Raw genomic sequence first — 25,664 nt, forward strand, 5'->3', positions numbered from 1 at the left:
CATCGTGAAAGAGTGACTGACGATCGTCGACGCCGAGACGACGCACTGGATCGGCTTCCGTTGCCGTATTCGACGGCGCTGCGGTTACGCGACGCCGGAATCGATCCGGAGTTGATCGCCGAGTGTGTGGGCGTCGAACAAGAATCGCTGCCGGCGCTGATCAGGATCGCTGAGGCGAAACTGGCCGCAGCCGGCTACCCGGGCTGAGGCCCGCGGGCTCAGAGCTTGTTGAGCGCGAGCGCCAGAGCCGACTTCTTGTTGGCGGCCTGGTTCTTGTGGATGACGCCCTTGCTGGCAGCCTTGTCGAGCTGACGGCTGGTCTTGACCAGCAGTTCGCCGGCCTTTTCCTTGTCGCCTGCGTCGACGGCTTCCCGGAACCCGCGGACAGCCGTGCGAAGCGAGGACTTCACCGACTGGTTGCGCAGTCGGGCGCGCTCGTTGGTACGGATGCGCTTTTCCTGCGACTTGATGTTGGCCACGCGTGAGTTCCTTCGTACTTTCTGAGCTGATGGTTCTGGCTACCCGGTACGGGCGCCAGCGCGCCCGGCGGCGGGCAGCGACTGTTCAGGCTACCAGCGGGCAGCCGATCTCCCAAAGTCGAGTGTACTAACCTGCCGAAACGCCGATCCTGGTGCAGCATGTGACAGGTGAGTCTTCGAACCTTGCCCAGCGAGACCGGTCGCCAGTCGCGCGCGAGCGCGCAGGCGGCGAAAAAGCACCAGCAGATCTTCGATGGCTACAACAAACGCGGGTCCTACGACCAGGCCTTCGACGAGATGTTCGACGCGCAGGGCAACGTTCGCGGACCGTACAAAGGCATCTACGCCGAGCTGGCGCCCTCCGACGCCTCCGAGCTCGCCGCCCGCTCCGAGGCCCTCGGCCGTGCCTTCATCGACCAGGGCATCACCTTCTCGCTGTCCGGGCAGGAGCGGCCCTTCCCTCTGGACCTGGTGCCGAGAGTGATCTCCGCCGCCGAGTGGTCGCGGCTGGAGAAGGGGATCACCCAGCGGGTCAAGGCGCTGGAGATGTACCTCGACGACATCTACGGCGACCAGGAGATCTTGCGTGACGGGGTGATCCCGCGTCGGCTCATCACCTCGTGTGAGCACTTCCACCGGGAAGCGGCGGGCATCGTCCCGCCCAACGGGGTGCGCATCCACGTCGCCGGTATCGACCTGGTGCGCGACGCCCAGGGCACCTTCCGGGTGCTGGAGGACAACCTGCGCTCACCGTCGGGTGTCTCCTACGTGATGGAGAACCGCCGCACCATGGCGCGGGTGTTCCCCAACCTGTTCGCCAGCCACCGGGTGCGGGCGGTGGGTGACTACTCCTCGCATCTGCTGCGCGCGCTGCGCAATGCCGCGGCCACCAACGAGGCCGACCCGACCGTGGTGGTGCTGACCCCGGGGGTCTACAACTCGGCGTACTTCGAGCATTCGCTGCTGGCGCGGCAGATGGGCGTCGAACTCGTCGAGGGCCGCGACCTGTTCTGCCGCGACAACACCGTCTACATGCGCACCACCGAGGGCGAGCGCCAGGTCGACGTCATCTACCGGCGTATCGACGACGATTTCCTGGACCCGATGCACTTCCGGCCCGACTCGGTGCTGGGTGTCGCCGGCGTGCTCAACGCCGCCCGCGCCGGCAACGTCGTGATCTCCAGCGCCGTCGGCAACGGGGTCGGTGACGACAAGCTGGTGTACACCTACGTGCCGACCATCGTGGAGTACTACCTGGGTGAGAAGCCGCTCCTGGCCAACGTCGACACGTTCCGCTGCTGGCTCGACGACGAACGTGAAGAGGTCCTCGACCGGATCGACGAGCTGGTCATCAAGCCGGTGGAGGGCTCCGGCGGCTACGGCATCGTCTTCGGTCCGGACGCCTCCGAGAAGGAGTTGGCGGCGATCTCGAAGAAGGTTCGCGCCGACCCGCGCGGCTGGATCGCCCAGCCGGTGGTCCAGCTCTCGACGGTGCCGACGCAGATCGACGACAAGCTGGCACCCCGGCATGTCGACCTTCGTCCGTTCGCCGTCAACGACGGAAACAACGTCTGGGTGCTGCCCGGGGGACTGACCAGGGTCGCGCTGCCCGACGGCTCACTGGTGGTGAACTCCAGTCAGGGCGGCGGCTCGAAGGACACCTGGGTGCTGGCGTCGCGGACCTCGGTGGCCGACCGGGAACTCGGCGCCGCCGAGGTGGTGCGAGCGCTGCCCAAGGCGCCGAAATCTGCTCCCGAGCGCAACGGTGACAGCAGCAGTTCCACCCAGCAGCAGCAACAGCAGCAGGCCCGGGTGACCCGCCAGTCCCCAGGCCAGCAGGGGCAGCAACAGCAACAACAACAGCAGCAGCAGGCGGTGATGTACTGATGTTGGCACGCAACGCCGAATCGCTGTACTGGATCGGCCGTTACGTCGAGCGGGCCGATGACACCGCCCGGATCCTCGACGTCACGGTGCACCAGTTGCTCGAAGATTCCAGTGTCGACCCTGACCACGCCTCGCGGGTGTTGCTGCGGGTGCTGGGCATGAAACCTCCGGAGGAAGCACTCGACGTCTGGTCGCTGACCGACCTGGTGGCGTTCAGCCGGGACACCGACGGCGGCTGCTCCATTGTCGAATCGATCTCGGCGGCGCGCGAAAACGCCCGTGGCGCGCGGGAAGTCACCTCCACGGAGATGTGGGAGTGCCTCAACACCACCTACAACGCGCTCGGGGAGCGCGAACGTGCCGCCAAGAGACTCGGCCCGCATGAATTCCTCGGTTATGTCGAGAACCGCGCCGCGATGTTCGCCGGGCTGGCCGACTCGACCCTGTCGCGTGACGACGGCTACCGGTTCATGGTGCTGGGCCGCGCGATCGAGCGGGTCGACATGACCGTGCGTATGCTGCTGGCCCGGGTCGGTGACAGTGCGTCCTCGCCGGCGTGGGTGACGGTGCTGCGCTCGGCCGGCGCGCACGACACCTACCTGCGTACCTACCGAGGGGTGCTCGACGCGGGACGCGTCGTCGAATTCATGCTTCTGGACCGGCTTTTCCCGCGCTCGGTGTTCTACTCGCTGCGGGTGGCCGAGCACAGCCTCGACGAGTTGCTCAACCGCCCGCACAACCGGCTGGGAGCCACCGCCGAGGCCCAGCGGCTGCTCGGCCGGGCGCGCAGCGAGTTGGAGTTCCTGCGGCCGGGCCTGCTGCTGGAATCCTTGGAGCAGCGGTTGGCCAATCTGCAGAAGACCTGCTTCGACGTCGGAGAAGCGTTGGCGCTGCAGTACTTCCATTCCGCGCCGTGGGTCGCATGGACCGACGCGGGACGCAACGGTTCGTTGGCAATAGAGGTAGGCGAGATCGACTGATGAGCGCCTGGTCGAAGAGGGGAGTTTAAATGTGGCGGATGCGGGTGGTGCACGCGACGGGGTACGCCTACAAGTCGCCGGTCACCGCGTCGTTCAATGAGGCCCGGCTGACTCCGCGATCGGATTCGCGACAGAACGTCATCCTCAACCGGGTGGAGACGGTTCCGGCCACCAGGTCCTACCGGTATGTCGACTACTTCGGCACCGCTGTGACGGCGTTCGATCTGCATGCGCCGCACACCGAGTTGGAGGTCACCGCATCGTCGGTGGTCGAGACCGACAAGTCCGAACCGCCCGAAACCGAGGTGAGTTGGGACGACCTGGCCTCCGAAGCCGTCATCGACCGGTTCGACGAATACCTGACTCCCACGCACTACACCCCGGCGAGCAAGCGTATCGAGCGTGTCGGCAGGCGGATCGCGAAGTACCACGAGCCCACCGAAGCGGTCATCGAGGCCGCGCGGTGGGTGCAGGGGGAGCTGAAGTATGTACCGGGAACCACCGGCGTGCATTCATCGGGGCTCGATGCGCTGCGTGAGGGCAAGGGGGTGTGCCAGGACTTTGCCCACCTGACTCTGATTCTGTTGCGTGGCATGGGAATTCCGGCCCGATACGTATCCGGGTATCTGCACCCCAAACCGAAGGCCAAGGTGGGTGACACCATCGACGGCCAGAGCCACGCGTGGCTGCAGGCCTGGACCGGCGGCTGGTGGAACTACGACCCCACCAACGATGCCCACATCAACGAGCAGTACATCAGTGTCGGTGTCGGCCGCGACTATGCAGACGTGACGCCATTGAAGGGCATCTACTCCGGCGAAGGGTCCACCGATCTCGATGTCATCGTGGAAATCACCCGGCTCGCGTAGCCTTACTGCACCCTCATTGCCCGGGCGCCGAATTCTGAAATAAACTAGAAGATTTCGCGTCGGCGCCTCAACAGTGTTACCGTTGGGAGCCGCTGTGATTGGTGCAGCGACTTTGATGAGAGAAGTAAGTAAATGGCACAGGGAACTGTGAAATGGTTCAACGGCGAAAAGGGCTTCGGCTTCATCGCTCCCGACGGCGGCGCGCCTGACGTCTTCGTCCACTACTCCGAGATCCGCGGTAATGGGTTCCGGACGCTGGAGGAGAATGCGCGCGTCGAATTCGAGGTCGAGCAGGGAGCCAAGGGTCCTCAGGCAGTGGGAGTCACCGCAGTCTGATCGACCGGACATTCAGGAGGCTGGTGCGGCACTGCCGCACCAGCCTTTTGTGTTTGGTGCCCACGGTCAGGGTGTCTGATTGCCCTGAGGCGCAACGATATCCGCGCTCTGTGCGGGGGGACTCCAGGAGTATTTCGCGCCTTCGATCCGGGCGTGTTCGAGCACGTGGTTCGCGATCTCGAGCAGCTTGGTGTCGGCTGGAACGACGCTGACCGGTTTCTCGGCGGCCCGGCGCAGCACTAGCAGCCCGAGCGGCGGAGACGTCATGTGCGGAACGACAAGCAGTCTCACACAGGCGGTGCGTCCTGCTATCAGCATCACGCGCGGGGGCCGGGCTACCTTGTCCGCCGTCGCCGGCGTGGGTCTGACGAGAGTTTCGAAATCTCGCGGTCCTTCGGTGACCGACCAGTTGATCTCGATTTCGACGATCTCGCCGATCAAGTGCTGAAGCTTCTCGATGAGCTGCGGCAGCTCCGTGGCCACCGACGCGGTATGAGGCCACCACGCGCCGTCGATGCCATTGCCCGGGCGACCCGCGAGAGAGAGTCTGACCGGCCTCGCCAAGCGACGGGAGCCGGTCAATCCAGTCAGGGTGCCCGCGTATCGGACGATGCGTCGTGCCGAGTGTGATCCGAGAAGACGGGCGCCTGCACTCGTTCTTGCGAAGTGGGGCTGTGCTGCGTCTCGGCCTGCTCGGGGTGCGAGAACAGGTCAGATGAATCCATGGGATGTGTCCTTCGAAGCGTTGGGGAAGTGACTGTGGCCGATCCGGAACCGGCGAGCGCGCGGACTCGATACGCCGCGTCTACACAGTGCCACCGCCTGATCCCAGCGTACGCCGTCGCCTCGGCGCCCCGGCGGTCACCCGCGGGTGTGTCCTTCGATCTGCACGGTGTGTAGATCATCACCCAGCTCGATCCGCCCGTCGAACTCCGTCGCCGCCAGGTCCCGCCACTGCTGCTCCTGCCCGGGAACCAGGGCGGGCACGTAGTGGGTCAGAATCAAGGTGCCCACCCCGGCGCGCGCCGCCGTGGCGGCGGCCTGCTCCACCGATGAGTGGTAGTCCACGATGTCCCTGACCGCTGCAGTGGCACCCGGGCCAGATCTCGGCGAATCACCGTGTGTACCAGCGCATCCGCGCCCGCAGTCAGTTCATCGAGTCCCGGGCAGGGCACGGTGTCCCCGGCCAGCACCACCGCGGCGCCGCCGGCGTCCACCCGGAATCCGATGGTCGGCTCGACCGGACGGTGATCGGTGGGACCTGCGGTGATGCGCACACCATCGGCGTCCCACACCACGCCGCCGGTGTACTCCTGGACCTTCAGTGGTGGCGGCGCGGTCAGGTCGGCGTGGTGGGCGATGCGGTAGCCGATGTCGAATCCGAACGCCTTGAGCGTGGCCTCGACCACCTCGGCGGTGCCGGGGGGTCCGATGATCGGCAGCGGCGCGGGATCCGGTGTGAACGTGGTGACCCACCGCGTGATGATGACGTCGCCCAACTCCGCGATGTGATCGGAGTGCAGGTGAGTCAGCAGCAGGGCGGTGATCGTATTGGCGCCCAGGCCCGCTGCGGTGAGCCGCTGCAGGACGCCGCGGCCGCAGTCCACCAAGAGGCCTGCCCGCCGGTGCGGACCAGCGTCGACGGCCCGGCCCGGTGGGCGTCCGGAATAGGCGAACCCGTCCCCAGCAGCGTCACCTCGATCATGGCCCATACCTAACCGCACGGGGCGGGTCGGTGCCGCCGGATTCGCTACTCGCGTCCCGCCGAGATCCAGGACAGATCCCCGAAGCGCTCGCCCGCGACGTGTTGCCCTGCGGCGTCGAGTGCGCGGAGCTGCCCGGCGGAAAGCTGCACCGACAGGGACGCGGCGTTCTCGTCGACGCGGGCCGCCCGGCGGGTACCGGGAATCGGCACCGACGCGATTCCGAGGGCGTCGGCTCGGTAGCGCAACCACGCCAGCGCCACCTGGGCGGCGGTGGCGCCGACCTCCTGTGCCACCGCCGATATCGCGTCGACGACACTGAGGTTGGCTTCGAGCGCGTCACCGGAGAACCGGGGAAGTGCGCCCCGGAAGGCGCCCAAATCGCTTGCAGAGCGCACGGTTCCGGTGAGGAAACCGCGGCCCAGAGGGGAGTACGGAACGAACCCGACGCCGAGTTCGACCGCCGCCGGCACCACATTGGCCTCGACGTCGCGGCTCCACAGTGACCACTCGCTCTGCACCGCGGCGATCGGATGCACGGCCACGGCGGCGCGCAACTCATCGGCGGTCACCTCCGAAAGGCCGAGGTGGCGAACTTTGCCTGCGGTCACCAATTCGCCCATCGCGCCGACGGTTTCCTCGATGGGCACTGAAAGGTCCCGCCGATGCATGTAGTAGAGATCCACGACATCGGTGCCCAGCCGGCTGAGGCTCTCGTCGATGGCCTGCCGGACGTAGGCGGCGTCGCCGCGGGAACCGCGATCGCCGGTGGCCGGGTTCCCGGTGATGCCGAACTTGGTGGCCAACACCACCTCGTCGCGGCGTGTCGCGAGCAGCGTCGCGATGAGCCTCTCGTTGTCGCCGCCGCCGTAGACATTCGCGGTGTCGATGAACGTGACGCCGATGTCGAGGCAGTGATTCAAGGTCGCCAGCGAGTCGGCGTCGTCGACCTGTCCGTACACCGGTGTCAGCGCCATCGCGCCGAAGCCCAGCGCACTCACGGTCAGCTGGTCACCGAGCGTCACGGTGTCGATCGTCATGGGTGAGATCCCTTCGTATCGGCGGCAGAGGTACACAAGGCGCAAGTTCGTGCTGCAGTCAACTATTCCGGCGTACAGCGTCTTCACAGTCGCACGTCGGAGGCTTAGCCTGGTGTGACGTAGATCACCGACGGGGAGGTGTCCATGCGCATTGCCGACGTGCTGCGGGCCAAAGGGGACACGGTGGCCACCATCACCCCACAAACCTCGGTGGGGGGATTGCTGAACGAGCTCGCGCTGCACAACATCGGGGCCATGGTGGTGGTCTCACCGGAGGGCGTCCTCGGAATCGTTTCCGAGCGCGACATCGTGCGCAAGTTGCACGAAGTGGGTGCGGACCTGCTCCGGCGCCCGGTCTCGGACATCATGACCACCACGGTGGCCACCTGCGCGCCGGGTGATTCCGTCGACAGCCTGAGCGCGTTGATGACCCGCAACCGGGTTCGTCACGTACCGGTCATGGACGGCGGCCGGCTGGCCGGCATCGTCAGCATCGGGGATGTGGTGAAAACGAGGATGGAAGAACTGGAAGCCGAGCAGGAGCAACTGCAGGCCTACATCACCCAGGGCTGAAACCCGTCGGGATTTCGGCGCGCTGGTAACCGCTGAGCGGTTACCAGCGCGCCCAAATCGCTCAAGACCAGGAGTACTCGGCGCGCAGCCGCGCGGCCACCAGGTCGAAGGTGGCGCGTTCGACGATGGCGCCTTCGCGCCGGATGCCCTCCTCGGGCACGTCGAGCACCCGGTCGAGGCGCACCCAGCTGGGCCGGCCCTCGTGATCCCACGGCCCGGTGCCGATACCGATCCAGTCCGGATCGTCGGAGTGGTAGTGCTGGCTGGACAGCATCAGGCCGAGCAGGGTCTGCCGGTCCCGTCCGACCACGAGCACCGGCCGGTCTTTGCCGCGGGATGGGTCGTCCTCGAACACCACCCAGGTCCACACGATCTCGCCCGGGTCGGCGCGACCGTCGAGATCCGGGGAGTAGACGATCTTGCGGGCCCGGGCAGCGGTGGGCACCACGTTGTTGGTGACGGGGCGGCCTGCGGGGATGGCTGCCCGCTTCTCCGCGGCCCGCTGTTCTGCGGCGTTGGCTGCGAGCACCTCGATGCCGACCTTGAGGCCGTGCGCCAGGCCTCGCTGCAGCCCCTGCTGGATGTTGCGTTGAACCGACTGCGGGTTCTGCAGCTGCTTGATGATTTTCGGTGCCTCGTTGAACACCACATTCTCGGCGGCTCTGAGAACCTGCTGGAACGACCTCCACTGTGTCGCCATGACAAGCAGCATAGGTGAGGTTCCTTGCCACGATTGGGTCGTGACGGCCGCCTCTCGATACTCTGGACACGCCTAACCGGGCGTTTTGAGGGCAAGCACGACCCAGTATGTAGGAGATTCCCATCAGCAGTTTCGCCGACAAGACCTTCACCGCCCCGGCGCAGATCCGCAACTTCAGCATCATCGCCCACATCGACCACGGGAAATCGACGCTGGCGGACCGGATGCTGCAGCTCACGGGTGTCGTCGACGAGCGCTCGATGCGTGCCCAGTACCTGGACCGGATGGACATCGAGCGTGAGCGCGGTATCACCATCAAGGCGCAGAACGTGCGGCTGCCGTGGACGGTCTCAGACGACGAGGGGGCGACGCCCTACGTCCTGCACCTGATCGACACCCCCGGCCACGTCGACTTCACCTATGAGGTGTCGCGCGCACTGGAAGCCTGCGAGGGCGCGGTGCTGCTGGTCGACGCCGCCCAGGGGATCGAGGCGCAGACCCTGGCCAACCTGTACCTGGCCCTGGATCGTGACCTCACGATCATCCCGGTGCTCAACAAGATCGACCTGCCGGCCGCCGACCCGGACCGCTACGCCGGGGAGATCGCGCACATCATCGGCTGCGAACCCAGCGACGTCCTGCGGGTGTCCGGCAAGACCGGCGAAGGTGTCGCCGAGTTGCTCGACGCGGTGGTGCGGCAGGTGCCCGCCCCGCAGGGTGATCCCGACGCCCCGGCGCGGGCCATGATCTTCGACTCCGTGTACGACATCTACCGCGGCGTGGTCACCTACGTGCGTGTGGTCGACGGCAAGATCGTCCCGCGCGAGCGCATCAAGATGATGTCCACCGGCGCTCACCACGAGCTGCTCGAGGTCGGCATCGTCTCACCCGAACCCAAAGCCACCGCGGGGCTCGGCGTCGGCGAGGTGGGTTACCTCATCACCGGTGTGAAGGACGTCCGGCAGTCGAAGGTCGGCGACACCGTGACCACGGCCCGCCACGGCGCCACCGAAGCGCTCACGGGTTACCGCGAGCCGAAGCCGATGGTCTACTCGGGTCTGTATCCCGTCGACGGCTCCGACTACCCGAACCTGCGTGAGGCGCTGGACAAGCTGCAGCTCAACGACGCGGCCCTGACCTATGAGCCGGAGACCTCCGTCGCGCTCGGGTTCGGGTTCCGCTGCGGCTTCCTGGGTCTGCTGCACATGGAGATCACCCGCGAGCGCCTCGAGCGGGAGTTCGACCTGGACCTGATCTCCACCTCACCCAACGTCGTCTACCGGGTCGTCGCCGAAGACAACACCGAGCGCATCGTCACCAACCCGTCGGACTGGCCGGAAGGCAAGATCCGCGAGGTGCACGAGCCGGTGGTCAAGACGACGATCATCGCGCCCAGCGAGTTCATCGGCACCATCATGGAGCTGTGCCAGTCGCGCCGCGGTGAGCTCGGCGGTATGGACTACCTGTCTCCGGAGCGGGTGGAGCTGCGCTACACCATGCCGCTGGGCGAGATCATCTTCGACTTCTTCGACTCACTGAAGTCGCGCACCCGCGGCTACGCCAGCCTGGACTACGAGGAGGCCGGCGAGCAGGAAGCCGAGCTGGTCAAGGTCGACATCCTGTTGCAGGGTGAAGCCGTCGACGCGTTCAGTGCCATCGTGCACAAGGACGGTGCGTCCGAGTACGGCAACAAGATGACCACCAAGCTCAAAGAGCTGATCCCGCGGCAGCAGTTCGAGGTGCCGGTGCAGGCGGCCATCGGGTCGAAGATCATTGCCCGTGAGAACATTCGCGCCATCCGCAAGGACGTGCTGTCCAAGTGCTACGGCGGTGACATCACCCGTAAGCGCAAGCTGCTGGAGAAGCAGAAGGAAGGCAAGAAGCGCATGAAGACCATCGGCAGGGTCGACGTGCCGCAAGAGGCCTTCGTCGCCGCGTTGTCCACCGACTCGTCTGCCGACAAGGGCAAGAAGTAGCGATGCGCCGTTCACGGCTGTTGCTGTCACTGATCGCGGCCGCCGTCACTGCCTCCGGTTGCACCAATGTCGTTGCAGGGCAACCGCAGCCAGCCGACGCTGCGGGTCCGGACGGGCCCCGTTCGGGAGACTTGGCATCGACGTTGCTCAGCGCCGAAGAGGTCAACTCGATCATGGGCGCAGAGGACATGGAGGTGGTGGAGTCGGGCGAGACCATGCTCGACCACAGTGCCGAGGTGTCCGACCCCGCCTGTCTGGGCGCGTTGTACAACGCCGAAGAGCTGGTCTACGAGGACAGCGGGTGGACCGACGTCGTCGATGAGGTGCTCACGCAGCGCCAGGACAACGCCGATCAGTGGGTGGAGCAGACCGCGGTTCGGTTTCCCGGCGGCGAGCAGGCCTCGTCGTTCTACGAGACGTCGAAGAGCCAGTGGCAGGAGTGCGTCGACCGGGAAGTCTCGGTGTTCGACGGCGAGTACGTCGTCACCTGGGCCTTCGAGGCGATGACCGTGTCCGACACCATGATCAGCCAATCGGCACGACAGCTCGACAGCGGCGGATGGACCTGTCAGCACGCCATGTCGGCGGTCTCGGATGTCGTGGTGGAAGCCTCCGCGTGCACCATGACCCCCAACGACGAGGCTGTCACCATCGTCGAGGCGCTGGTCAAGAACACCGGCTGAGGCCGGTTTTACAGGTCGATAGCCCGGCGCTACTGCACCACGATGGCATCCAGCTGACGCGCCCAGTCCGGGTACTTGGCCAGCTTCGCCTGATGAAGGGCGAAGACCCGGGCACCGGTCTCGGGATCACCGTCGTCGGAGAACCTGACCGCCGACAGTGACGCCACGTTCGGCAGGATCACGTCGTCACCCGAAATGTGCACGGGGTCATGCATGTATCTCTCCAACGACTCCAGGTCCGGAATCGCGACCACGTAGCCGATGGTGCGGCCGGTGGGGTCGGTGAAGTCGGGTCCGACACTCGAGAACGCCGCCCACGGCAAAGCAGCGGTACGGCGAAGGGCGGCCAGGGTCTGTTCGCGTTGTCCGGCGGTGAGTCCGTCGACGAGCGTCAGCTTCAACACGTTGATGATCACAACAGGCACAACCGGTGTGTGCGACGTCCGTGTTCCGGCGACCGTCATTGTGCCCAGCGTGATTCTTACTCACCCGGCTCCCTGAGGCTCGCGGGCCACGCCGCTGAACAGCGCGATCGCCTGCGCGGTGGTTCCCGGCGGGACTCCTTGGGCAGTTCGGCGGAGTTGGTGCCGCCGTGCCCGGCTTAGCCTTCGTTCCAGACAGCCGGTCAGTGAGCGGAGGTGGTGCCGATGTCCCCGTTGATCGACGTGCATTCCCTGGGGCAGGTCACGTTCGCCGACGACTTCGGCGGCGCGATGACCGTCGACAGTGACCTCGGCACCGACGGGCGCTGGCCGTGGGTTCTCGCGATCCTGGGTGCCGCGCTGGTGGCGCTGGGAGCGGTGGCGTTCAGCCCCCACAGTGACGAGGGTGTGGACCGGGCGCCGTGTGCGCAGACGGTGTGTGCGCCCGCACCGGGCGGCCAACCGCCGACCCGGTGAGTGCCCGAATCCCCTTTGCATCGCGCCACATTCGGCGAGAAGACCGGTTCGAGAGGCCAATCCATGAACGCCACAGCCGCGGCGGTGTACGCCGGCGCAGACGCCGCTTGGGCGCATGACGCCCGCCTGGTGCGGGACAAGCTGAGAGTGTCCGCCGCGCAGCGGGACAGGTCGCGCAAGGATCCCGTCGAGGAGATCGGCTGGCTGCGGGACGCGGGTCTGCTCGGCATCTTCATCCCCGTCGAGCACGGGGGCGGCGGAGCATCCTGGACCCAGGTCGCCGAGGTGGTCCGCACCATCGCCGAAGCCGACTCGTCGATAGCGCACGTGCTGCTCTACCACTACTTCGGCAGCCTCGCCGGCACCCGGGGTGAAAACGGTTCCCTCGGAGCGGGCCGAGCGCGGCGCATCGCCGCCGGCAATCTTTTCCACGGCACCATCGCTCAGGCTGCCTATCCGCCGTTGATCCTGGCCACCCAGACATCAGATGGTTTCCGCCTCAACGGCTCCAAACCGTTCACCAGCGGTGCGGGCCTCGGTGATGTCCTCGTGGTGTGGTCGGTCTTCGACACCGGCACCACGCTGGACGGTCAGGACGTCTCGGGGCAGCTCGCGACATTCCATGTCGAGGGAACCGCGGCCGGACTGTCTTTCGGCGGCGACTGGGACAACCTCGGTCAACGACTGACCGTGAGTGGAACCGCCACGTTGACCGACGTCGCAGTGGCAGCCGACGACCTGATCGGATACGGCTACGGAGCGGTCGAGACCACCGCCTCGGATCACCTCGACGTACTGCTGATGTACGCCGGATTCGCCAACATCTTCACCGGTCTGGCGGTCGGCGCCCTGACCGAAGCCGCCGAGTACACGCGGGAGCGCTCGCGACCGTGGGTGGAATCCGGGTACCGAAGTGCCACCGAGGACCCGTTGACCCAGGAGAGGTACGGCCACTTCTGGACGCAGGTGCAGTCTGCCGATGCACTCACGTCTCGGGCGAATGCCGCCGTCGATGCCGTGCGTGACCAAGGCGGCCAGCTGTCGTGGTCGCAACGGGCCGAGGCCGTCACGCTGATCAATGCGGCCCGGGTGCATGCCAGCGAGGTCGCCTTGACCGTATCGAGTCGGCTGTTCGAGGTCACCGGCGCCAGGTCCTCCGCGACGGCGGTGGGTCTGGACCGGTTCTGGCGCAATGCCAGAACCCTGAGCCTTCACGACCCCTTGCCCCACAAGCAGGTGCAGATCGGGGCCTACCTGCTCAACGGCACCGAACCGGCCCCCGGCTTCTACTCGTGACCACCGCAGCCGAGAAGCCGCTGGTACTCGCGGCGTTCACGATGTCGACCGTCTCGCACGGCAACTACGGCCTGTGGCGGCATCCGCAGGACCAGACGCATCGCTACACCGACGTGCGCTACTGGGTGGAGCTGGCGCAGCTGCTCGAGGCCGGCGGGTTCGACCTGCTATTCATCGCCGATGCCGTGGGGCAGCTCGACGTCTTCGGCGGGGATGCGAATGCCGCGCTGACCCGCGCGGTGCAGACACCCGTCACCGATCCGCTGCTGGCGGTGTCGGCCATGGCCGCGGCCACCCAGCGGCTGGGCTTCGGGATCACCGTCTCGACGACCTATGAAGCGCCGTATCTGCTGGCCCGGAAGTTCAGCACCCTGGACCACCTGACGGACGGCCGGATCGGCTGGAACATCGTGACGTCCCTCCTGGACAGCGCGGCCCGCAACATCCTGGGCCGTGAACGCCAGATCCCGCATGACGAGCGGTATGCGATGGCACAGGAGTTCCTGGAGGTCACCTACAAACTGTGGGAGGGTTCCTGGGAGGCGGACGCCGTGGTCAGGGACCGGCGCACCGGGGTGTACACCCACGCCGACAAGGTTCATCCGATCGGTCACGAGGGGCGCTATTTCAGCGTGCCCGGCGCCCATCTGGTGGAACCGTCACCCCAACGCACACCCGTGCTGTTCCAGGCCGGGACGTCCCCCGCGGGGCGCGCCTTCGCCGCGCGTAACGCCGAACTCGTCTTCGCCAGCGATCACCGCCCGGATGTACTGCGTGACAACATCATCGACATTCGCCGCCAAGCCGTCGGTCACGGCCGCGATCCCGGGTCAATCAAGTTCCTCACGTCGGTCGAGGTGGTGGTGGACGAGACCGATGCGGCTGCACACGCCAAGGCCGCCGAACTCGCGGCGCACCACGATCTCGAAGCGGGGCTGGTCTTGTTGTCGGCGCTCAGTGGAGTCGACTGGTCCGGTCACGGGGTGGACCAGCCCATCGACGAGTTCGACACCGACGCCAGCCGGTCGATTCTGGCCGCGGTATCCGACCCCACCGCACGAAAACGAATCACCCTGCGCGACTATGTCGGGGGACTGGGCGGATTCGGGGGCGGCCTGTTCGTGGGCAGTGCGCGGACGGTGGCCGACGAGCTGGAACGCTACGCCGAGCGCACCGGGGTGGACGGATTCAACTTCACCTATCACGTGACCCCGGGAAGTTTCGCCGACATCGCCGAGCACCTGATCCCCGAGTTGCGCCGGCGGGGCAGGGTGCTGCCCCGCCACGGGCGGACCACCCTGCGCGAGCACCTGTTCCCCGGCGGCGGCGCGGTGTTGCCGGCGGACCATCCCGGTTCCGGGTTCCGGAAAAGAATCTTGTCGATTTGATCGCTCGCGCCGGTGTCAATTTCTGCGGCACTGTTATCGCGAGATCAACACCGCGTTAATCGTCTGTGGCTCAACCTGTTCGGGCACACAGCGCGGTTTCGCACGGCCCGAGAGGCGCATCCCATGCCCGAATCCACCAACACCACCGGCGCATCGCCACTGTCATTGTCCGGGCGGACACTCACCTCCGCCGACACGATCGGGTTGCAGCGTGAAGCGCTGGGGCACTGGGGTGTGTTCGCCCAGGGATTGGCTGCGGCAGCCCCCAGCGTCGCCGTGGCCGTGGTGCCGTTCTCACTGTTCGTCGCGGCGGGCAAAGGCGCCGCATGGGCGGTGCTGGTGGGTCTGGCGATCGCCGTACTGATCGCCGTCACCATCAGCTTCCAGGCCAAACGCACGGTTTCGCCTGGCTCGCTGGGCACCTACACCGGTAACGGACTCGGGCCGGGGTTCGCTTACGCGGCCGGCTTCAGCCTGCTGCTGGGCTATATCGGCTTCGCCACCACCGGCACGCTGGGCGGCGTGCTCTACCTGGACTCGTTCCTCTCGTCGATCGGACTGGGATCACACGCGGTCTGGTACCGCCTGCTGCTGGTCCTCGTCGTTGTCGCGTTGGCGATCTACCTGCCCTACCGGGGAGTGGCACTGGCCGCCAAGTACGAGTTGGCGTTCGAGTTGGTGGCCATCGGTTCGATCCTGGTGATCATCGTCGGCTCCTACGTCAGCTACGGGTTCCGAATCGACTGGGAACAATGGAATCCGGCACACCTCGGCACCAGCGCCACCTTCATCGCGGCGGTGTCGGCCGTCGGCTCCTACGCCGGGTTCGAAAGCGTGGCCTCACTGGGTGCCGAAGCAAAAGACGCGCACCGCAGTATCTCTCGTTCACTGATCCGGGTGGTTCTGCTCCTGGGTGTGCTCTACGTCTTCGCCACCTATCCGCAGATCCTGCACTTCGGAGAGATCGACGGCGATAAGGCAGTACTGCCGCAACTCGCCGACACCGTGGGAGTCTCCTGGGTCAATCAAGTGGTCAGCGGAGCCGTCGCCATCGCTTTCATCGTCTTCGTCACCGCCGTCACCACCGCCGCCGCGCGGTCGTTGTTCACCTTCGCCCACGAGGGAGCGCTACCCGCGGTGTTCACGAAAGTTCATGCCCGGCACCGCACTCCGTGGGTGGGGATCGTGTTCGTCGGCGCGCTGGCGTTGGTGTTCTCGGTGGTCGCGACCTTCAGTTCGGCCGGCCGCCTGGTCTTCGACGTCTACGGCGGCTACGTCGCGACATGGGGCTTCCTGATCGCATATTTCCTGGTGGTGATCGCCACCCCGATCTGGCTCCGTAAGATCAACGCGCTCAACCCGGTTCGCCTGGCGGTGTCGGTGGCCGCCGCTCTGGCGCTGGGCTACGTGATCGTCAGCAACGTCTATCCGGTCCCTGACTTCCCCTTCAACATCCTGCCCTTCATCTACGCCGGGCTGCTGGTGGCCGGGCTCGCCTGGTACTGGTACCTCAAGGCGGCGCGACCGGACGTGGCCGCGCGGGTCGGCACCATCCAGACCCTCTCCGACGCTGAGCAGCAGCGTCTGGCCGACGAGGGCATCGTGGAGGTCCTCGAACAGCAGGCCGCAGCCGCAGAGGGCGACGACGATCCGGAGACCCGGCGCGACAAGGAGCCCGTCGCATGACGCTCGCCCAGCGAAAAGACCTGGCGTGGACGCACGACGTGGGCACACCTCGCGATCACCCGGCGGTCGCCGACTTCCTGGCCACCACGAACGGACTGGGCGGACGGAAGTTCAGCGCCGATTCCCGGGACATCGCCGAACAATTCGAGTCGGCGCTTCCCGGTGCGGTGACCGTTGTGCGCGACGACTCCGACCGGGTCCGGGGTTATGCGGCGGTACACCGGCCGCACGGGGCGGAGGTCATCGCAGACTTCGTGTTCGATCCGGCCACCCCGCCCAGGCTGGTCGACGAGGTGGTGCATGCGGCTGTGCACCGCTTCCGCCGAGAGGCCGCGCCCGCAGCGGGAACGTTCCTGCGGGTGTTCATCGGTGACACCCAGCGCCAGGCCATCGACGCGCTGCTGCGGCAGGGTGCCTACCGGGAGGCGCAGTTCATCCGCACCCGCAAACCGCTCGACGAGGAGAGCCCGGCGTTACTCGAGGCGGCCGCCATCGAAGGGCTCGAGGTGCTGGGGTGGCCGGAGGTCATCGAACGCGGCCTGTCCGAACAGGTGCGGCGCCTGCAGTTCGACACGTTCGCAGAGCATTTCGGCAACATGTCCAAGACTCCGGAAGCGTGGCAGCACCACCTGCACAGCAGGTCGTTCGCACCCGATTTCAGTGTCGCGACGGTTGACCAGTCGGGTGAGGTGGTGGGTTACGTGCTGGGGTCGGTGTACACCGCCGGCGCCGCACCGGGGGAGGAGCGGAGCGCCCACACCGATTACATCGGCGTGCGCCGTGACCACCGGCGCCGCGGTATCGCGGAGTTGTTGCTGCGCAAGATCTGGCTGGCGGCGCTACGCCGTGGGCTGACGGTCGCCTCGCTGGGCACCGACATCAACAACAGCAGTAAGGCGCACGAGCTTTATGCACGCCTGGGCTACGTTGCCGTCGAACATGATTCGGCTTACCGGATCGACGGCTAGGAGACGTGCGCGGCTGTCAGCGAGCTGAACACCCGCGCAGCACCCCCGCGGCGCGAGCGCGCGTGTCTGTACGCCACGCCTCGGCGTGCCGCGTACAGACACGCGCGCTCGGCGGGGATCACATGGGGGCGTTGGCCGGCTGGAAGGCGCCGGAGGCGTCGGCCTCCTCTTCGGCGCGGATGACGTGCACGACGGCGTTGATCAACGCCAGATGGGTGAACGCCTGCGGGAAGTTGCCCAGATGCCTGCCGGTACGCGGCTCGATCTCCTCGGCGTACAGATGCAGCGGACTGGCGAACCCCAGCAGCCGCTCACACAGATGCCTGGCACGGTGGATCTCGCCGATCTCCACCAACGCCGACACCAGCCAGAACGAGCAGATGGTGAAGGCGCCCTCTTCGCCGGTCAACCCGTCGTCGGTCTCTTCGACGCGGTACCGCAACACCAGGCCGTCCTCGGTGAGCTCGTCGGCGATCGCCATCACCGTCGCCCGGATCCGCGGATCGTCGGACGGCAGGAACCGGGTCAGCACCGCCAGCAGCAGGGACGCATCGAGGGCGGGGTCGCCGTAGCGCTGGGTCAGCACCCCGCGCTCGTCCACCCCCTTCTCGAGGATGTCGGCCTTGATCTCCTCGGCGATGGCGCGCCACTGCTGGGCGTAACTCTTCTCGCCTTCGAGGTCGGCCAGCTTGGAGCCGCGATCCAGGGCCACCCAGCACATGATCTTGCTGGAGGTGAAGTGCTGCGGCTCGCCGCGCACCTCCCAGATGCCGCGGTCGGGTTCCTTCCAGTGCTTGATGGCCTCTTCGACCTGCTCCTTGAGCACCGGCCACAGGGTTTCGGGGATCTGCTCTCGCGATTTGGTGTGCAGATACACCGAGTCCAGCATGGTGCCCCAGATGTCGTGCTGCATCTGGCTGTAGGCGCCGTTGCCGATGCGCACCGGCCGCGCGTTGTCGTAGCCGGACAGGTGCAGCAGCTCGTCTTCTTCGAGACTGCGTTCCCCGCCGACGCCGTACATCACCTGCAGCGGGTGGCGTTCGCCGTTGTTGGCGCCCGACACGTCGGCGATGAACGCGAAGAAGTCATCGGCCTCGCGGTCCAGCCCCAGGGTGTAGAGGCCCCACAGCGCGAATGTCGAGTCGCGCACCCAGGCGTAGCGGTAGTCCCAGTTGCGTTCACCCTGCGGAGTCTCCGGCAGCGACGTGGTGCTGGCCGCCAGCAGCGCACCCGTCGGTGAGTACGTCAGCCCCTTCAGGGTCAGGGCGCTGCGCTGCAGGTAGGACCGCCACGGGTGGTCGGGGAAATCGCCGATGTTGATCCACTGCCGCCACATCTCGCTGGTCTGCCACATCTTGTTGGCGGCTTCCTCGTATGTCTGCGGCGCGGGATGTCCCGACCAGGACAGCGCGACGAAGACGTTGTCCCCCTCGGTCAGCCGGGTCCGCGCGCGGGCTTCGTGGCCTTCCAGGCCCAGGCGCAGGTTGGTGGTCAGCCGCAGCGTCGGGTGCGCGTCGGGATCGCGGCTGGCCCGGGCGATCGCCTCGCCGTAGGCCGGGCCGGAGTACTCCCACTTGGCGGGAATGCGGTGATAGTCGAAGGACGGCTCGCAGCTCATCACCAGCTCGACGGTGCCGCTGACGCAGCGGACGGTGCGCAGCAGGATGTGCTCGGCGTCCCAGTCCATCGGCGTGCGGCGGTGGGTGCGCGAGCGCCGCTCGAGGTCATGCCAGGGCCCCTGGACCAGCGCTTCGCGCACGATCACCCAGCCGGTGTGCGTCTGCCAGGTGGTCTCCAGGATGAGGCTGCCGGGCAGGTACCGCCGGGCCGACGGCACCGAGACCCCGTAGGGCGCGAGCCGAAAGTGCCCGGCGCCGCGGTCCAGGATCGCGCCGAACACGCTGGGCGAGTCGGGCCGCGGCACGCACAGCCACTCGATCGATCCGGCAGAGGAGACCAGGCAGGTGGTTTCGCAGTCGGACAAGAACCCGTAGTCGGCGATCGGCGGGAACGGATTGCGCAGCGCCCCGACCGGTGCATAGGGCACCGGGGCGGTGACGGTGAACGGGGCGGGGTCGGCGTGTGGGCGCACGCCGTCCGCTGCGTTGTCTCCGGTCTCGATGTCGAGGGTCATGCCGCCCATCATCGTTTGCAGACGCGGTCGGCGTCTACTTGTGCCGCAGGTGCGTCACATTCGGGTAGCCGCCCAGCCCGAGCCTCTGCACCACCACCTTGGTCAGGACATAGTGTGTGACCCCCGCTACCAGGAAGGCCGGTAGCGACGCCGTGGTGTACCGGAAGAGTTCGGACGGTTCGTACGAAACCGGGTCCAGCAGAAGCGAATACGTGACCGCACCCGCCGCCACCGCTGCGAAGGCGACCAGGTTCACTCCCTTCCAATAGCCGTAGGCCGATTGGTTCGGGGCAAGGAACAGGTCGCGGACGCTGAGTTGCCGGCGACGCAGGATGCAGTAGTCGACGATCTGCACCGCGCAGAGCGGGGCCAGCACAATCGCTCCCCAGGACAGGAAGCGACCGTAGTTGTCGTAGACGGCGGCAGGGAAGAACACCAGGATCGCCGCGGGGACCAGGATGGCGGCGATGAGCCACGGCCAGGCAGCCAGCCGGAACAGCCGGCCGCCGCCACCTTTGAGGGCGACCATCGACGCGTAGCCCTGCGACAGGATGGCGGTGATGTTGGCCAGGCAGACGATGACCAGGGCCACGACGCCGAGACCGACGCCGGCCAGCGGGATGAACCACTCCGTCGGTTCCTCGACCTGGAGCGACAGTGCGGCGACGGCGCCGACCGCGGCCGCCACCACGGACGCACCGAACACGCCGACCCAGTTCGGCCAGAAGGCGGCGCGCGAACTCCTGGTCAGGCGGGCCAGGTTCCCGAGGTTGGGCCACCACGCGAAGCCCCCGGCGATGCTCAGCTCCACCGCCAGGACGAAGCTCAGGTGCGGGTCGTCGCTGACGCCGCCCAAGGGTGCCAGCGACGCGAGCTCCGACCAGGTGTGATGGGTGAAGACGACCACGATGATGCCGACGAGAATCACCAGAAGCATCGGTGCCAGCACCCGGCAGACCGCTTCCACCGACACCGGTCCACGGGCCAGGATCAACGCCGACACCGTGATGGCGGTCAGCGCGAGCAGGCTCGCCGCGGCGCCGGTCTGCGACAGCTCGATACCGAAGACCTGGTTGGCCACCACCACGAGGCCGTGGCCGAACATGATCGCCAGCACCGCGGACCACGCCGCCGCGAGAACCGTCGACACGGCGATCATCACCACCCGCGCGCCCGTCTCCCCGAAGGTGCACCGCAGGCCGACGAACTGTTCGATGCCGTACTTGACCGACGGCATGCACGGCGCCAGCGCCACCGCCAGCACGCTGAGGCCGTACCCGATGGTGATGGTGGCGATGGCCGCCACGATGCCGACGTAGTACGCGACGGCCGCGCCCTGCAGGAACGCCCAGGTGGCGATTGCGAGGCCGATGTTCACCGACGAGTGCTGCCAGAAACCCCAGATGCGTTCGTGGGGGAGAAGCGGCAGATCGGTGAGGGTCGCGTCGGGGCTGCCGTCCCGGGCGGTGGTCTGTGTGGTGTCGGTCATCAGTACGCCCACCACAGCAGTGCAGCGATCGTGACAGCCAGCACGCTCACCGTGAGGACGAGATCCCGAAGGGGCAGGTCGGGGACGGTGACGGCGCCTGCGCTGCCGCTCTCCATCAGAGTCAGCCGGTCCTCGAGCTGCTGCTCGAATGAAGGGTTTTCCACGTCGCCTCATTTCTGATTGGCGGGCCAGTTTAGAAAGTGTGTGTCTGGCGCCACAGCCTGTCAAGCCCCGACTCGAGTTCACAATTCATTCTTGACTGGCGGGCCAATTAACTACAGACTGAGCCCATGAGCATCGACGATTCCGGGCGGCGGCCGTTGCCCGAGGCGGCGGCAACAGTGGTGGTCGGCGCCGGTTACGCCGGTCTGTCCGCGGCGCTTGCCTTGCACGACAACGGTATTGACGTGGTGGTGTTGGAGGGTTCCGACCGGGTGGGTGGCCGGGTCCTCTCCGAGCGCCTCGACCAGATGTCGGGAATCGTCATCGACCACGGCGGCCAGTGGGTCGGACCCACACAGACCCGCCTGCTCGCCGCCGCACAGCGGTTCGGGTGCACCACCTTTCCGACCCACAACACCGGCGACCACCTCGAGCTGTGGACCGACGGGGTGTGCCGGCCCTTCCGCGGCGCCGGCCCCGTGGACGGTCACGGTGTCGCCGAATACGAGGCCGCGACCGCAGACATCGATGCGATGGCGGCGACGATCGACCCGGAGAATCCGATCGCCACTGCGGCGATCGCCGCCTGGGACGGCCAGACGGTGCAGTCCTACCTGGACGCCGCCGTGCCCAACGGCCACGCCCGGACACGTTTGGCGCTGGCGGTCCAGGGCGTGTGGACTGTCGAACCGCGCGACATCTCGCTGTTCCACTTCCTGTTCTACGTGGCCTCCGCCGGCGGGTTCGACCAATTGATGGAGACCGAGGGCTGCGCGCAGGAGCGGCGGTTCACCGCCGGCGCACAAGCGGTACCGCTGGCCATCGCCGCCCACCTCGGCGACCGGGTTCACACCTGCGCGCCGGTGCGCCACATCAGCGTCCTCGACGACGGGGGCGTACTCGTCGACACCGCGCGAGGACAGGTGCGGGCGCAACGTGTCGTCGTGGCCGCATCACCGGGAGCGGCGGTGCGGATCCAGTTCAGTCCGCAGCTGCCGCAGGCCCGCAACCGCTGGATGGAACGCAGCCCGATGGGCGACGTCGCCAAGATCCACACCGTCTACGACACCCCGTTCTGGCGCGCATCCGGCTTCTCCGGCGAGGCGACCGTGTACGGAGAGCACTCGGTGGGCGTGGTGTTCGACAACTCTCCCGAAGACGGCCGCCTCGGGGTGCTGGTGTCCTTCATCTACGCCGACCGCCAACAACGCTGGTCCCGACTCTCGCAGGAGCAGCGCCGGGCCGACGTCCTGGCAACACTGGGCGCCCTGTTCGGCGAGCAGGCGACCACACCGCGGTACTACACCGAGAAGAACTGGCCCGAGGATCCGTGGGCGCACGGGGGATACGCTGCCAACCCCGCGCCCGGACTGTGGTTGGAGCACAGTACAACTGGCTGGCGAACGGCCTGCGGACCCATTCACTGGGCCGGCACCGAGACCTCAGCGGTGTGGAACGGCTACATCGACGGTGCCATCGCCTCCGGACACCGCGCCGCCGCCGAGATCGCGGCGGCCCTGCAGTGACCGCCGTCGTGAGTTCGCCGACGGCACGGCAGGACCTGCGTGTGTTCAGTGACCCGTCGTCGGTCGCCGTCGTCGGGGCCTCCGAAGACCCCGCCAAGTGGGGTTACTGGCTGGCCTCCGGCGCGCTCGCCGGGGCCCACCGCCGCACCGTCCACCTGGTCAACCGCCGCGCGACCTCGGTCCTCGGCCAACCCTGTGCGGCCAGCATTTCCGAGCTCCCGGACGCTCCCGAGCTGGTGGCGCTGTGTGTGCCCGCAGGCCATGTCGACGACGCGGTGGACGCCGCTCTCGAACGCGGCACCCGCGGTTTCCTCGGCATCACCTCCGGCATCGCCGACGACGCCGCGCTGGCCGCCCGCATCACCGCCGCCGGTGCACGCTTGATCGGTACCAACAGCCTCGGCATCTACGACGCCACCAATGAACTCAGGTTGATGTGGGGCGCGCCGACGCCCGGGCCGCTGGCGGTCGTCTCGCAGAGCGGACAGCTGGGTTCGGAGCTGGTGGCGATCGGCCGCAGGTACGGCCTCGGGGTGTCGCGCTTCGTCTCCATCGGTAATCAATCCGACGTCACCGCAACCGAAGTGCTCGCGGACCTGGCCGCCCACGACGGCACCGAGGTGATCGCCCTGTATCTGGAGAGTTTCGCCGGTGGGGTGGCGCTGTTCGACACGCTGGCCCAGTTGCGTGCATCGGGTAAACCCACCGTGCTGCTGACGGTGGGCGCCAGCAGCGCCAGCGCGCGGCTGGCCCAGACCCACACCGGATCACTCACCGCGCCACTCGATGTCGTCGACGCCGCCTGCCGCGCCGCCGGTGTCGTGCGGGTCGCCACCCCCACCGAACTCGTCGACGTGGCACGCGGCTTCCTCGGCGTGACACCGTCTCGCGGTCGCCGGATCGCCATCGTGGGGGACAGCGGCGGACAGAGCGGGATCGCGGCCGATGTGGCGGCGGCCGCCGGACTCACGGTGCCGCGATTCTCGAACGCGCTGTCCGAACGGCTTGCCGCGCAACTGCCCTCAGGAGCCGCGTGCACCAACCCGGTGGACCTCGCCGGAGCCGGAGAACAGGACCTGCGCAACTATGCCCGTGTCGTCGAGCAGGTCGGAGGCGCAGGCGAGGTGGATGCAGTGGTGTTGACGGGGTACTTCGGCTGCTACGGGCAGGACACCCCCGCCCTGGCCGAGGCCGAGGTGGCCGTGGCCGAGAGTCTGGGCGCGGCAGACGTGCCCGTCGTCGTCCACACCATGGCCCCGGATTCGGCTGCCGCACAGGCACTCTGGCGCAGCAGTGTGCCGGCCTACGGCAGCATAGAAGCGGTCATGCAGGTGCTCTCGGCACTGGCTGCCGCCGTGCCGACCCCCAGGGCCGCAACCGAACCCGGCGCTGCAACCACTGCGCCCCAGCCCGGATACTGGTCCGCCCGCGCCTGGCTCGGCGCCGCCGGGATCGGTTTCCCGAGGGGAGCCGCAGTGCGCGACGCGGCCGAGTTGGCCGCCGCAGCCGCGGACCTGCGGGGGCCGCTGGTGCTCAAGGCCGGCTGGCTGGAACACAAGAGCGAGGCCGGCGGGGTGCGCACCCACCTGGCGGACTGGACGCAGATCTCGGCGGCCTTCGATGCCATGCACGCCCGCCTCGGCGACGGCGAGTACGTCCTCGAGGAACAGGACCGGCGGCCGGACGCCGTCGAAGTGCTGGTGGCCGCCCGCCGCGATCCCGACCTGGGCGCGGTGGTGGTGGTCGGCGCCGGTGGCACCGAAACCGAGGTGCACCGCGACATCAGGATGGAGTGCGCACCGGTGTCCCGCGACACCGCCACCGCCATGCTCGAAGCGTTGCGTATCGCGCCGCTGCTGCACGGCTGGCGGGGCCGTGCGCCGGTGGACATACCCGCGCTCGCCGGGGTGATCGTCACGGTGTCACGCCTCATCGCGGCGAATCCCGACATCGCCGAGATCGAACTCAACCCCGTCCGCGCCACCGCCACCGGCGCGCTGGCCGTCGACGCGCTGATCCTGACCCGTTGCACCACAACCGAAGAGGCGAAACGATGACAACCCCCACCCTTCCCGACCTCTCGACCGAGTTCTCCGGCCGCGTCGCGCTGGTCACCGGCGGCGGTTCCGGCATCGGCCGTGCCATCGCGCAACGCTGGGCGCTGGCCGGCGGTCTGGTCGCCGTGCTCGGCAGACGCAAGGACGCTCTCGAGAAGACCGCCGCCCTGATCGACAGCGCCGGTGGGCACGCCGAGACGCTGGTCTGCGATGTGCGCGATCACGAGGGGGTGGCCGCCGCCGTGGACGGGCTGGTCGACCGGCATGGGCGGCTGGACGCACTGGTCAACAACGCCGCAGGCAACTTCGTGGTGCCCTCGGAGCAGCTGTCGCCGGGCGGCTGGAAAGCGGTGACCGACATCGTGCTCAACGGTTCGTATTACTGCACCCATGCCGCGGCGCAGCACATGCTGGCCCGCGGCAGCGGTTCCATCCTCAACATCATCGCCAGCTATGCCTGGCACGGGCATCCCGGCACGGTGCACAGCGCCGCGGCCAAGGGCGGTGTGGTCGCGATGACGCGCACCCTGGCCGTGGAGTGGGGCGGCCGTGGGGTGCGGGTGAACTGTCTGGCACCCGGACCGACCGAGACCGCCGGTGCCGGCGCGGCGCTGTGGGGCAGTGCCGATGCTCGTCGCGACGTGCTCGCCAGCGTCCCGGCCAACCGGTTCGCCGCGCCGGCCGAGATCGCCGAATCCGCGGCCTACCTGCTCAGCGATCGTGCCGGCTACGTCACCGGCGAAGTGCTGGTCGCCGACGGCGGCCAATGGCTGGGCAAGTCCGTCTACACCGACTCGCGCCGCTGAAAACCCAGTCTTCCAACCTCATTCGAA

At 67.4% G+C, this 25,664-nt stretch carries 24 protein-coding genes and 1 pseudogene; 16 read left to right on the forward strand and 9 right to left on the reverse strand.

From position 1 onward, the window contains the following. The first annotated feature begins 12 nt into the window (after positions 1–12). A complete protein-coding gene (locus AC3A6P_RS00400; RefSeq protein WP_487686963.1) occupies positions 13–207 on the forward strand; it encodes a hypothetical protein in 195 nt (64 codons plus the stop codon). Between the two features lie 11 nt (positions 208–218). On the opposite strand, the gene rpsT is transcribed toward AC3A6P_RS00400, so the two are convergent. After that, positions 219–479 (reverse strand): 30S ribosomal protein S20, encoded by a 261-nt coding sequence (gene rpsT, locus AC3A6P_RS00405; protein WP_487686966.1) that lies wholly within the window; start codon positions 477–479, stop codon positions 219–221. Between the two features lie 297 nt (positions 480–776). Here rpsT and AC3A6P_RS00410 point away from each other — a divergent pair, with 297 nt between their 5' ends. The 4 genes from AC3A6P_RS00410 to AC3A6P_RS00425 all read left to right on the forward strand — a co-directional run bounded on the left by AC3A6P_RS00410 (position 777) and on the right by AC3A6P_RS00425 (position 4,551). Beyond that, positions 777–2,366, forward strand: coding sequence for a circularly permuted type 2 ATP-grasp protein (locus AC3A6P_RS00410; RefSeq protein WP_487688083.1), 1,590 nt, complete (start codon positions 777–779; stop codon positions 2,364–2,366). Then, positions 2,366–3,346, forward strand: coding sequence for an alpha-E domain-containing protein (locus tag AC3A6P_RS00415; protein ID WP_487686968.1), 981 nt, complete (start codon positions 2,366–2,368; stop codon positions 3,344–3,346). The genes AC3A6P_RS00410 and AC3A6P_RS00415 overlap by 1 nt, the downstream gene beginning before the upstream one ends. 29 nt (positions 3,347–3,375) lie before the next feature. Further along, on the forward strand, positions 3,376–4,215 hold the full coding sequence (locus AC3A6P_RS00420) for a transglutaminase family protein (RefSeq protein ID WP_487686970.1): 840 nt from the start codon (positions 3,376–3,378) through the stop codon (positions 4,213–4,215). 132 nt (positions 4,216–4,347) lie between these two features. Next, positions 4,348–4,551 carry a cold-shock protein gene (locus AC3A6P_RS00425; protein WP_487686973.1) on the forward strand — a complete coding sequence of 68 codons (204 nt, stop codon included), beginning with the start codon at positions 4,348–4,350 and terminating at the stop codon, positions 4,549–4,551. A 66-nt stretch (positions 4,552–4,617) separates the two neighbouring features. Here the strand turns inward: AC3A6P_RS00425 and AC3A6P_RS00430 are convergent, their stop codons facing one another. From AC3A6P_RS00430 to AC3A6P_RS00440, 3 genes and pseudogenes are all read right to left on the reverse strand, one after another. Beyond that, the gene (locus AC3A6P_RS00430) at positions 4,618–5,133 is read right to left on the reverse strand and encodes a DUF5994 family protein (RefSeq protein WP_487686976.1); all 516 of its coding nucleotides are present in this window, start codon (positions 5,131–5,133) and stop codon (positions 4,618–4,620) included. 279 nt (positions 5,134–5,412) lie between these two features. Then, a pseudogene (locus AC3A6P_RS00435) lies at positions 5,413–6,256 on the reverse strand (ribonuclease Z). Between the two features lie 45 nt (positions 6,257–6,301). Then, positions 6,302–7,294: an aldo/keto reductase gene (locus AC3A6P_RS00440; protein WP_487686978.1), complete on the reverse strand. Its 993-nt coding sequence runs from the start codon at positions 7,292–7,294 to the stop codon at positions 6,302–6,304. Positions 7,295–7,438: 144 nt separating this feature from the next. Here AC3A6P_RS00440 and AC3A6P_RS00445 point away from each other — a divergent pair, with 144 nt between their 5' ends. After that, entirely contained in the window at positions 7,439–7,867 is a 429-nt protein-coding gene (locus AC3A6P_RS00445; protein WP_487686981.1) for a CBS domain-containing protein, read from the forward strand. 61 nt (positions 7,868–7,928) lie between these two features. Here the strand turns inward: AC3A6P_RS00445 and AC3A6P_RS00450 are convergent, their stop codons facing one another. After that, the gene (locus tag AC3A6P_RS00450) at positions 7,929–8,567 is read right to left on the reverse strand and encodes a type II toxin-antitoxin system PemK/MazF family toxin (RefSeq protein ID WP_487686983.1); all 639 of its coding nucleotides are present in this window, start codon (positions 8,565–8,567) and stop codon (positions 7,929–7,931) included. 116 nt (positions 8,568–8,683) lie between these two features. Between AC3A6P_RS00450 and lepA the strand changes: the two genes are divergently transcribed. Further along, positions 8,684–10,543: a translation elongation factor 4 gene (gene lepA, locus AC3A6P_RS00455; protein WP_487688086.1), complete on the forward strand. Its 1,860-nt coding sequence runs from the start codon at positions 8,684–8,686 to the stop codon at positions 10,541–10,543. Between the two features lie 2 nt (positions 10,544–10,545). Continuing rightward, positions 10,546–11,226 (forward strand): sensor domain-containing protein, encoded by a 681-nt coding sequence (locus AC3A6P_RS00460; RefSeq protein WP_487686985.1) that lies wholly within the window; start codon positions 10,546–10,548, stop codon positions 11,224–11,226. A 29-nt stretch (positions 11,227–11,255) separates the two neighbouring features. Here the strand turns inward: AC3A6P_RS00460 and AC3A6P_RS00465 are convergent, their stop codons facing one another. Continuing rightward, on the reverse strand, positions 11,256–11,651 hold the full coding sequence (locus AC3A6P_RS00465; RefSeq protein WP_487686987.1) for an antibiotic biosynthesis monooxygenase family protein: 396 nt from the start codon (positions 11,649–11,651) through the stop codon (positions 11,256–11,258). 222 nt (positions 11,652–11,873) lie between these two features. On the opposite strand from AC3A6P_RS00465, the gene AC3A6P_RS00470 reads away from it, so the two are divergent. The 5 genes from AC3A6P_RS00470 to AC3A6P_RS00490 all read left to right on the forward strand — a co-directional run bounded on the left by AC3A6P_RS00470 (position 11,874) and on the right by AC3A6P_RS00490 (position 17,463). Continuing rightward, entirely contained in the window at positions 11,874–12,125 is a 252-nt protein-coding gene (locus AC3A6P_RS00470; RefSeq protein WP_487686989.1) for a hypothetical protein, read from the forward strand. Positions 12,126–12,188: 63 nt separating this feature from the next. After that, a complete protein-coding gene (locus AC3A6P_RS00475; RefSeq protein ID WP_487686991.1) occupies positions 12,189–13,421 on the forward strand; it encodes an acyl-CoA dehydrogenase family protein in 1,233 nt (410 codons plus the stop codon). Then, the gene (locus tag AC3A6P_RS00480; RefSeq protein ID WP_487686993.1) at positions 13,418–14,809 is read left to right on the forward strand and encodes an NtaA/DmoA family FMN-dependent monooxygenase; all 1,392 of its coding nucleotides are present in this window, start codon (positions 13,418–13,420) and stop codon (positions 14,807–14,809) included. The genes AC3A6P_RS00475 and AC3A6P_RS00480 overlap by 4 nt, the downstream gene beginning before the upstream one ends. A gap of 123 nt (positions 14,810–14,932) precedes the next feature. Then, on the forward strand, positions 14,933–16,495 hold the full coding sequence (locus AC3A6P_RS00485; protein WP_487686995.1) for an APC family permease: 1,563 nt from the start codon (positions 14,933–14,935) through the stop codon (positions 16,493–16,495). After that, positions 16,492–17,463, forward strand: a complete 972-nt coding sequence (locus AC3A6P_RS00490) for a GNAT family N-acetyltransferase (RefSeq protein WP_487686998.1) — start codon at positions 16,492–16,494, stop codon at positions 17,461–17,463. Before AC3A6P_RS00485 ends, AC3A6P_RS00490 begins: the two co-directional genes overlap by 4 nt. A gap of 118 nt (positions 17,464–17,581) precedes the next feature. Here the strand turns inward: AC3A6P_RS00490 and AC3A6P_RS00495 are convergent, their stop codons facing one another. From AC3A6P_RS00495 to AC3A6P_RS00505, 3 genes are read right to left on the reverse strand one after another with little or no spacing between them, the layout of a single operon-like run. After that, positions 17,582–19,597 carry a glycoside hydrolase family 15 protein gene (locus AC3A6P_RS00495; RefSeq protein WP_487687000.1) on the reverse strand — a complete coding sequence of 672 codons (2,016 nt, stop codon included), beginning with the start codon at positions 19,595–19,597 and terminating at the stop codon, positions 17,582–17,584. A 34-nt stretch (positions 19,598–19,631) separates the two neighbouring features. Further along, positions 19,632–21,086 carry a cytosine permease gene (locus AC3A6P_RS00500; protein ID WP_487687002.1) on the reverse strand — a complete coding sequence of 485 codons (1,455 nt, stop codon included), beginning with the start codon at positions 21,084–21,086 and terminating at the stop codon, positions 19,632–19,634. Then, the gene (locus AC3A6P_RS00505; RefSeq protein ID WP_487687005.1) at positions 21,086–21,250 is read right to left on the reverse strand and encodes a hypothetical protein; all 165 of its coding nucleotides are present in this window, start codon (positions 21,248–21,250) and stop codon (positions 21,086–21,088) included. The genes AC3A6P_RS00500 and AC3A6P_RS00505 overlap by 1 nt, the downstream gene beginning before the upstream one ends. A 126-nt stretch (positions 21,251–21,376) precedes the next feature. On the opposite strand from AC3A6P_RS00505, the gene AC3A6P_RS00510 reads away from it, so the two are divergent. From AC3A6P_RS00510 to AC3A6P_RS00520, 3 genes are read left to right on the forward strand one after another with little or no spacing between them, the layout of a single operon-like run. After that, positions 21,377–22,774 carry a flavin monoamine oxidase family protein gene (locus AC3A6P_RS00510; RefSeq protein ID WP_487687008.1) on the forward strand — a complete coding sequence of 466 codons (1,398 nt, stop codon included), beginning with the start codon at positions 21,377–21,379 and terminating at the stop codon, positions 22,772–22,774. 8 nt (positions 22,775–22,782) lie between these two features. After that, positions 22,783–24,831 (forward strand): acetate--CoA ligase family protein, encoded by a 2,049-nt coding sequence (locus tag AC3A6P_RS00515; RefSeq protein WP_487687011.1) that lies wholly within the window; start codon positions 22,783–22,785, stop codon positions 24,829–24,831. Beyond that, on the forward strand, positions 24,828–25,637 hold the full coding sequence (locus AC3A6P_RS00520) for an SDR family oxidoreductase (RefSeq protein WP_487687014.1): 810 nt from the start codon (positions 24,828–24,830) through the stop codon (positions 25,635–25,637). The genes AC3A6P_RS00515 and AC3A6P_RS00520 overlap by 4 nt, the downstream gene beginning before the upstream one ends. Positions 25,638–25,664: the final 27 nt, after the last annotated feature.

The sequence above is a fragment of the Mycobacterium sp. Soil_C_30 genome, assembly GCF_057656995.1.

What these genes read in the sequence shown, in the direction of transcription:
- AC3A6P_RS00410 (WP_487688083.1), top strand. Translation starts at nt 777, where the DNA reads ATGTTCGACGCGCAGGGCAACGTTCGCGGACCGTACAAAGGCATCTAC.
- AC3A6P_RS00415 (WP_487686968.1), top strand. Translation starts at nt 2,366, where the DNA reads ATGTTGGCACGCAACGCCGAATCGCTGTACTGGATCGGCCGTTACGTC.
- AC3A6P_RS00420 (WP_487686970.1), top strand. Translation starts at nt 3,376, where the DNA reads ATGTGGCGGATGCGGGTGGTGCACGCGACGGGGTACGCCTACAAGTCG.
- AC3A6P_RS00425 (WP_487686973.1), top strand. Translation starts at nt 4,348, where the DNA reads ATGGCACAGGGAACTGTGAAATGGTTCAACGGCGAAAAGGGCTTCGGC.
- AC3A6P_RS00440 (WP_487686978.1), bottom strand. Translation starts at nt 7,294, where the DNA reads ATGACGATCGACACCGTGACGCTCGGTGACCAGCTGACCGTGAGTGCG.
- AC3A6P_RS00445 (WP_487686981.1), top strand. Translation starts at nt 7,439, where the DNA reads ATGCGCATTGCCGACGTGCTGCGGGCCAAAGGGGACACGGTGGCCACC.
- AC3A6P_RS00450 (WP_487686983.1), bottom strand. Translation starts at nt 8,567, where the DNA reads ATGGCGACACAGTGGAGGTCGTTCCAGCAGGTTCTCAGAGCCGCCGAG.
- AC3A6P_RS00460 (WP_487686985.1), top strand. Translation starts at nt 10,546, where the DNA reads ATGCGCCGTTCACGGCTGTTGCTGTCACTGATCGCGGCCGCCGTCACT.
- AC3A6P_RS00470 (WP_487686989.1), top strand. Translation starts at nt 11,874, where the DNA reads ATGTCCCCGTTGATCGACGTGCATTCCCTGGGGCAGGTCACGTTCGCC.
- AC3A6P_RS00475 (WP_487686991.1), top strand. Translation starts at nt 12,189, where the DNA reads ATGAACGCCACAGCCGCGGCGGTGTACGCCGGCGCAGACGCCGCTTGG.
- AC3A6P_RS00485 (WP_487686995.1), top strand. Translation starts at nt 14,933, where the DNA reads ATGCCCGAATCCACCAACACCACCGGCGCATCGCCACTGTCATTGTCC.
- AC3A6P_RS00490 (WP_487686998.1), top strand. Translation starts at nt 16,492, where the DNA reads ATGACGCTCGCCCAGCGAAAAGACCTGGCGTGGACGCACGACGTGGGC.
- AC3A6P_RS00495 (WP_487687000.1), bottom strand. Translation starts at nt 19,597, where the DNA reads ATGACCCTCGACATCGAGACCGGAGACAACGCAGCGGACGGCGTGCGC.
- AC3A6P_RS00500 (WP_487687002.1), bottom strand. Translation starts at nt 21,086, where the DNA reads ATGACCGACACCACACAGACCACCGCCCGGGACGGCAGCCCCGACGCG.
- AC3A6P_RS00510 (WP_487687008.1), top strand. Translation starts at nt 21,377, where the DNA reads ATGAGCATCGACGATTCCGGGCGGCGGCCGTTGCCCGAGGCGGCGGCA.
- AC3A6P_RS00520 (WP_487687014.1), top strand. Translation starts at nt 24,828, where the DNA reads ATGACAACCCCCACCCTTCCCGACCTCTCGACCGAGTTCTCCGGCCGC.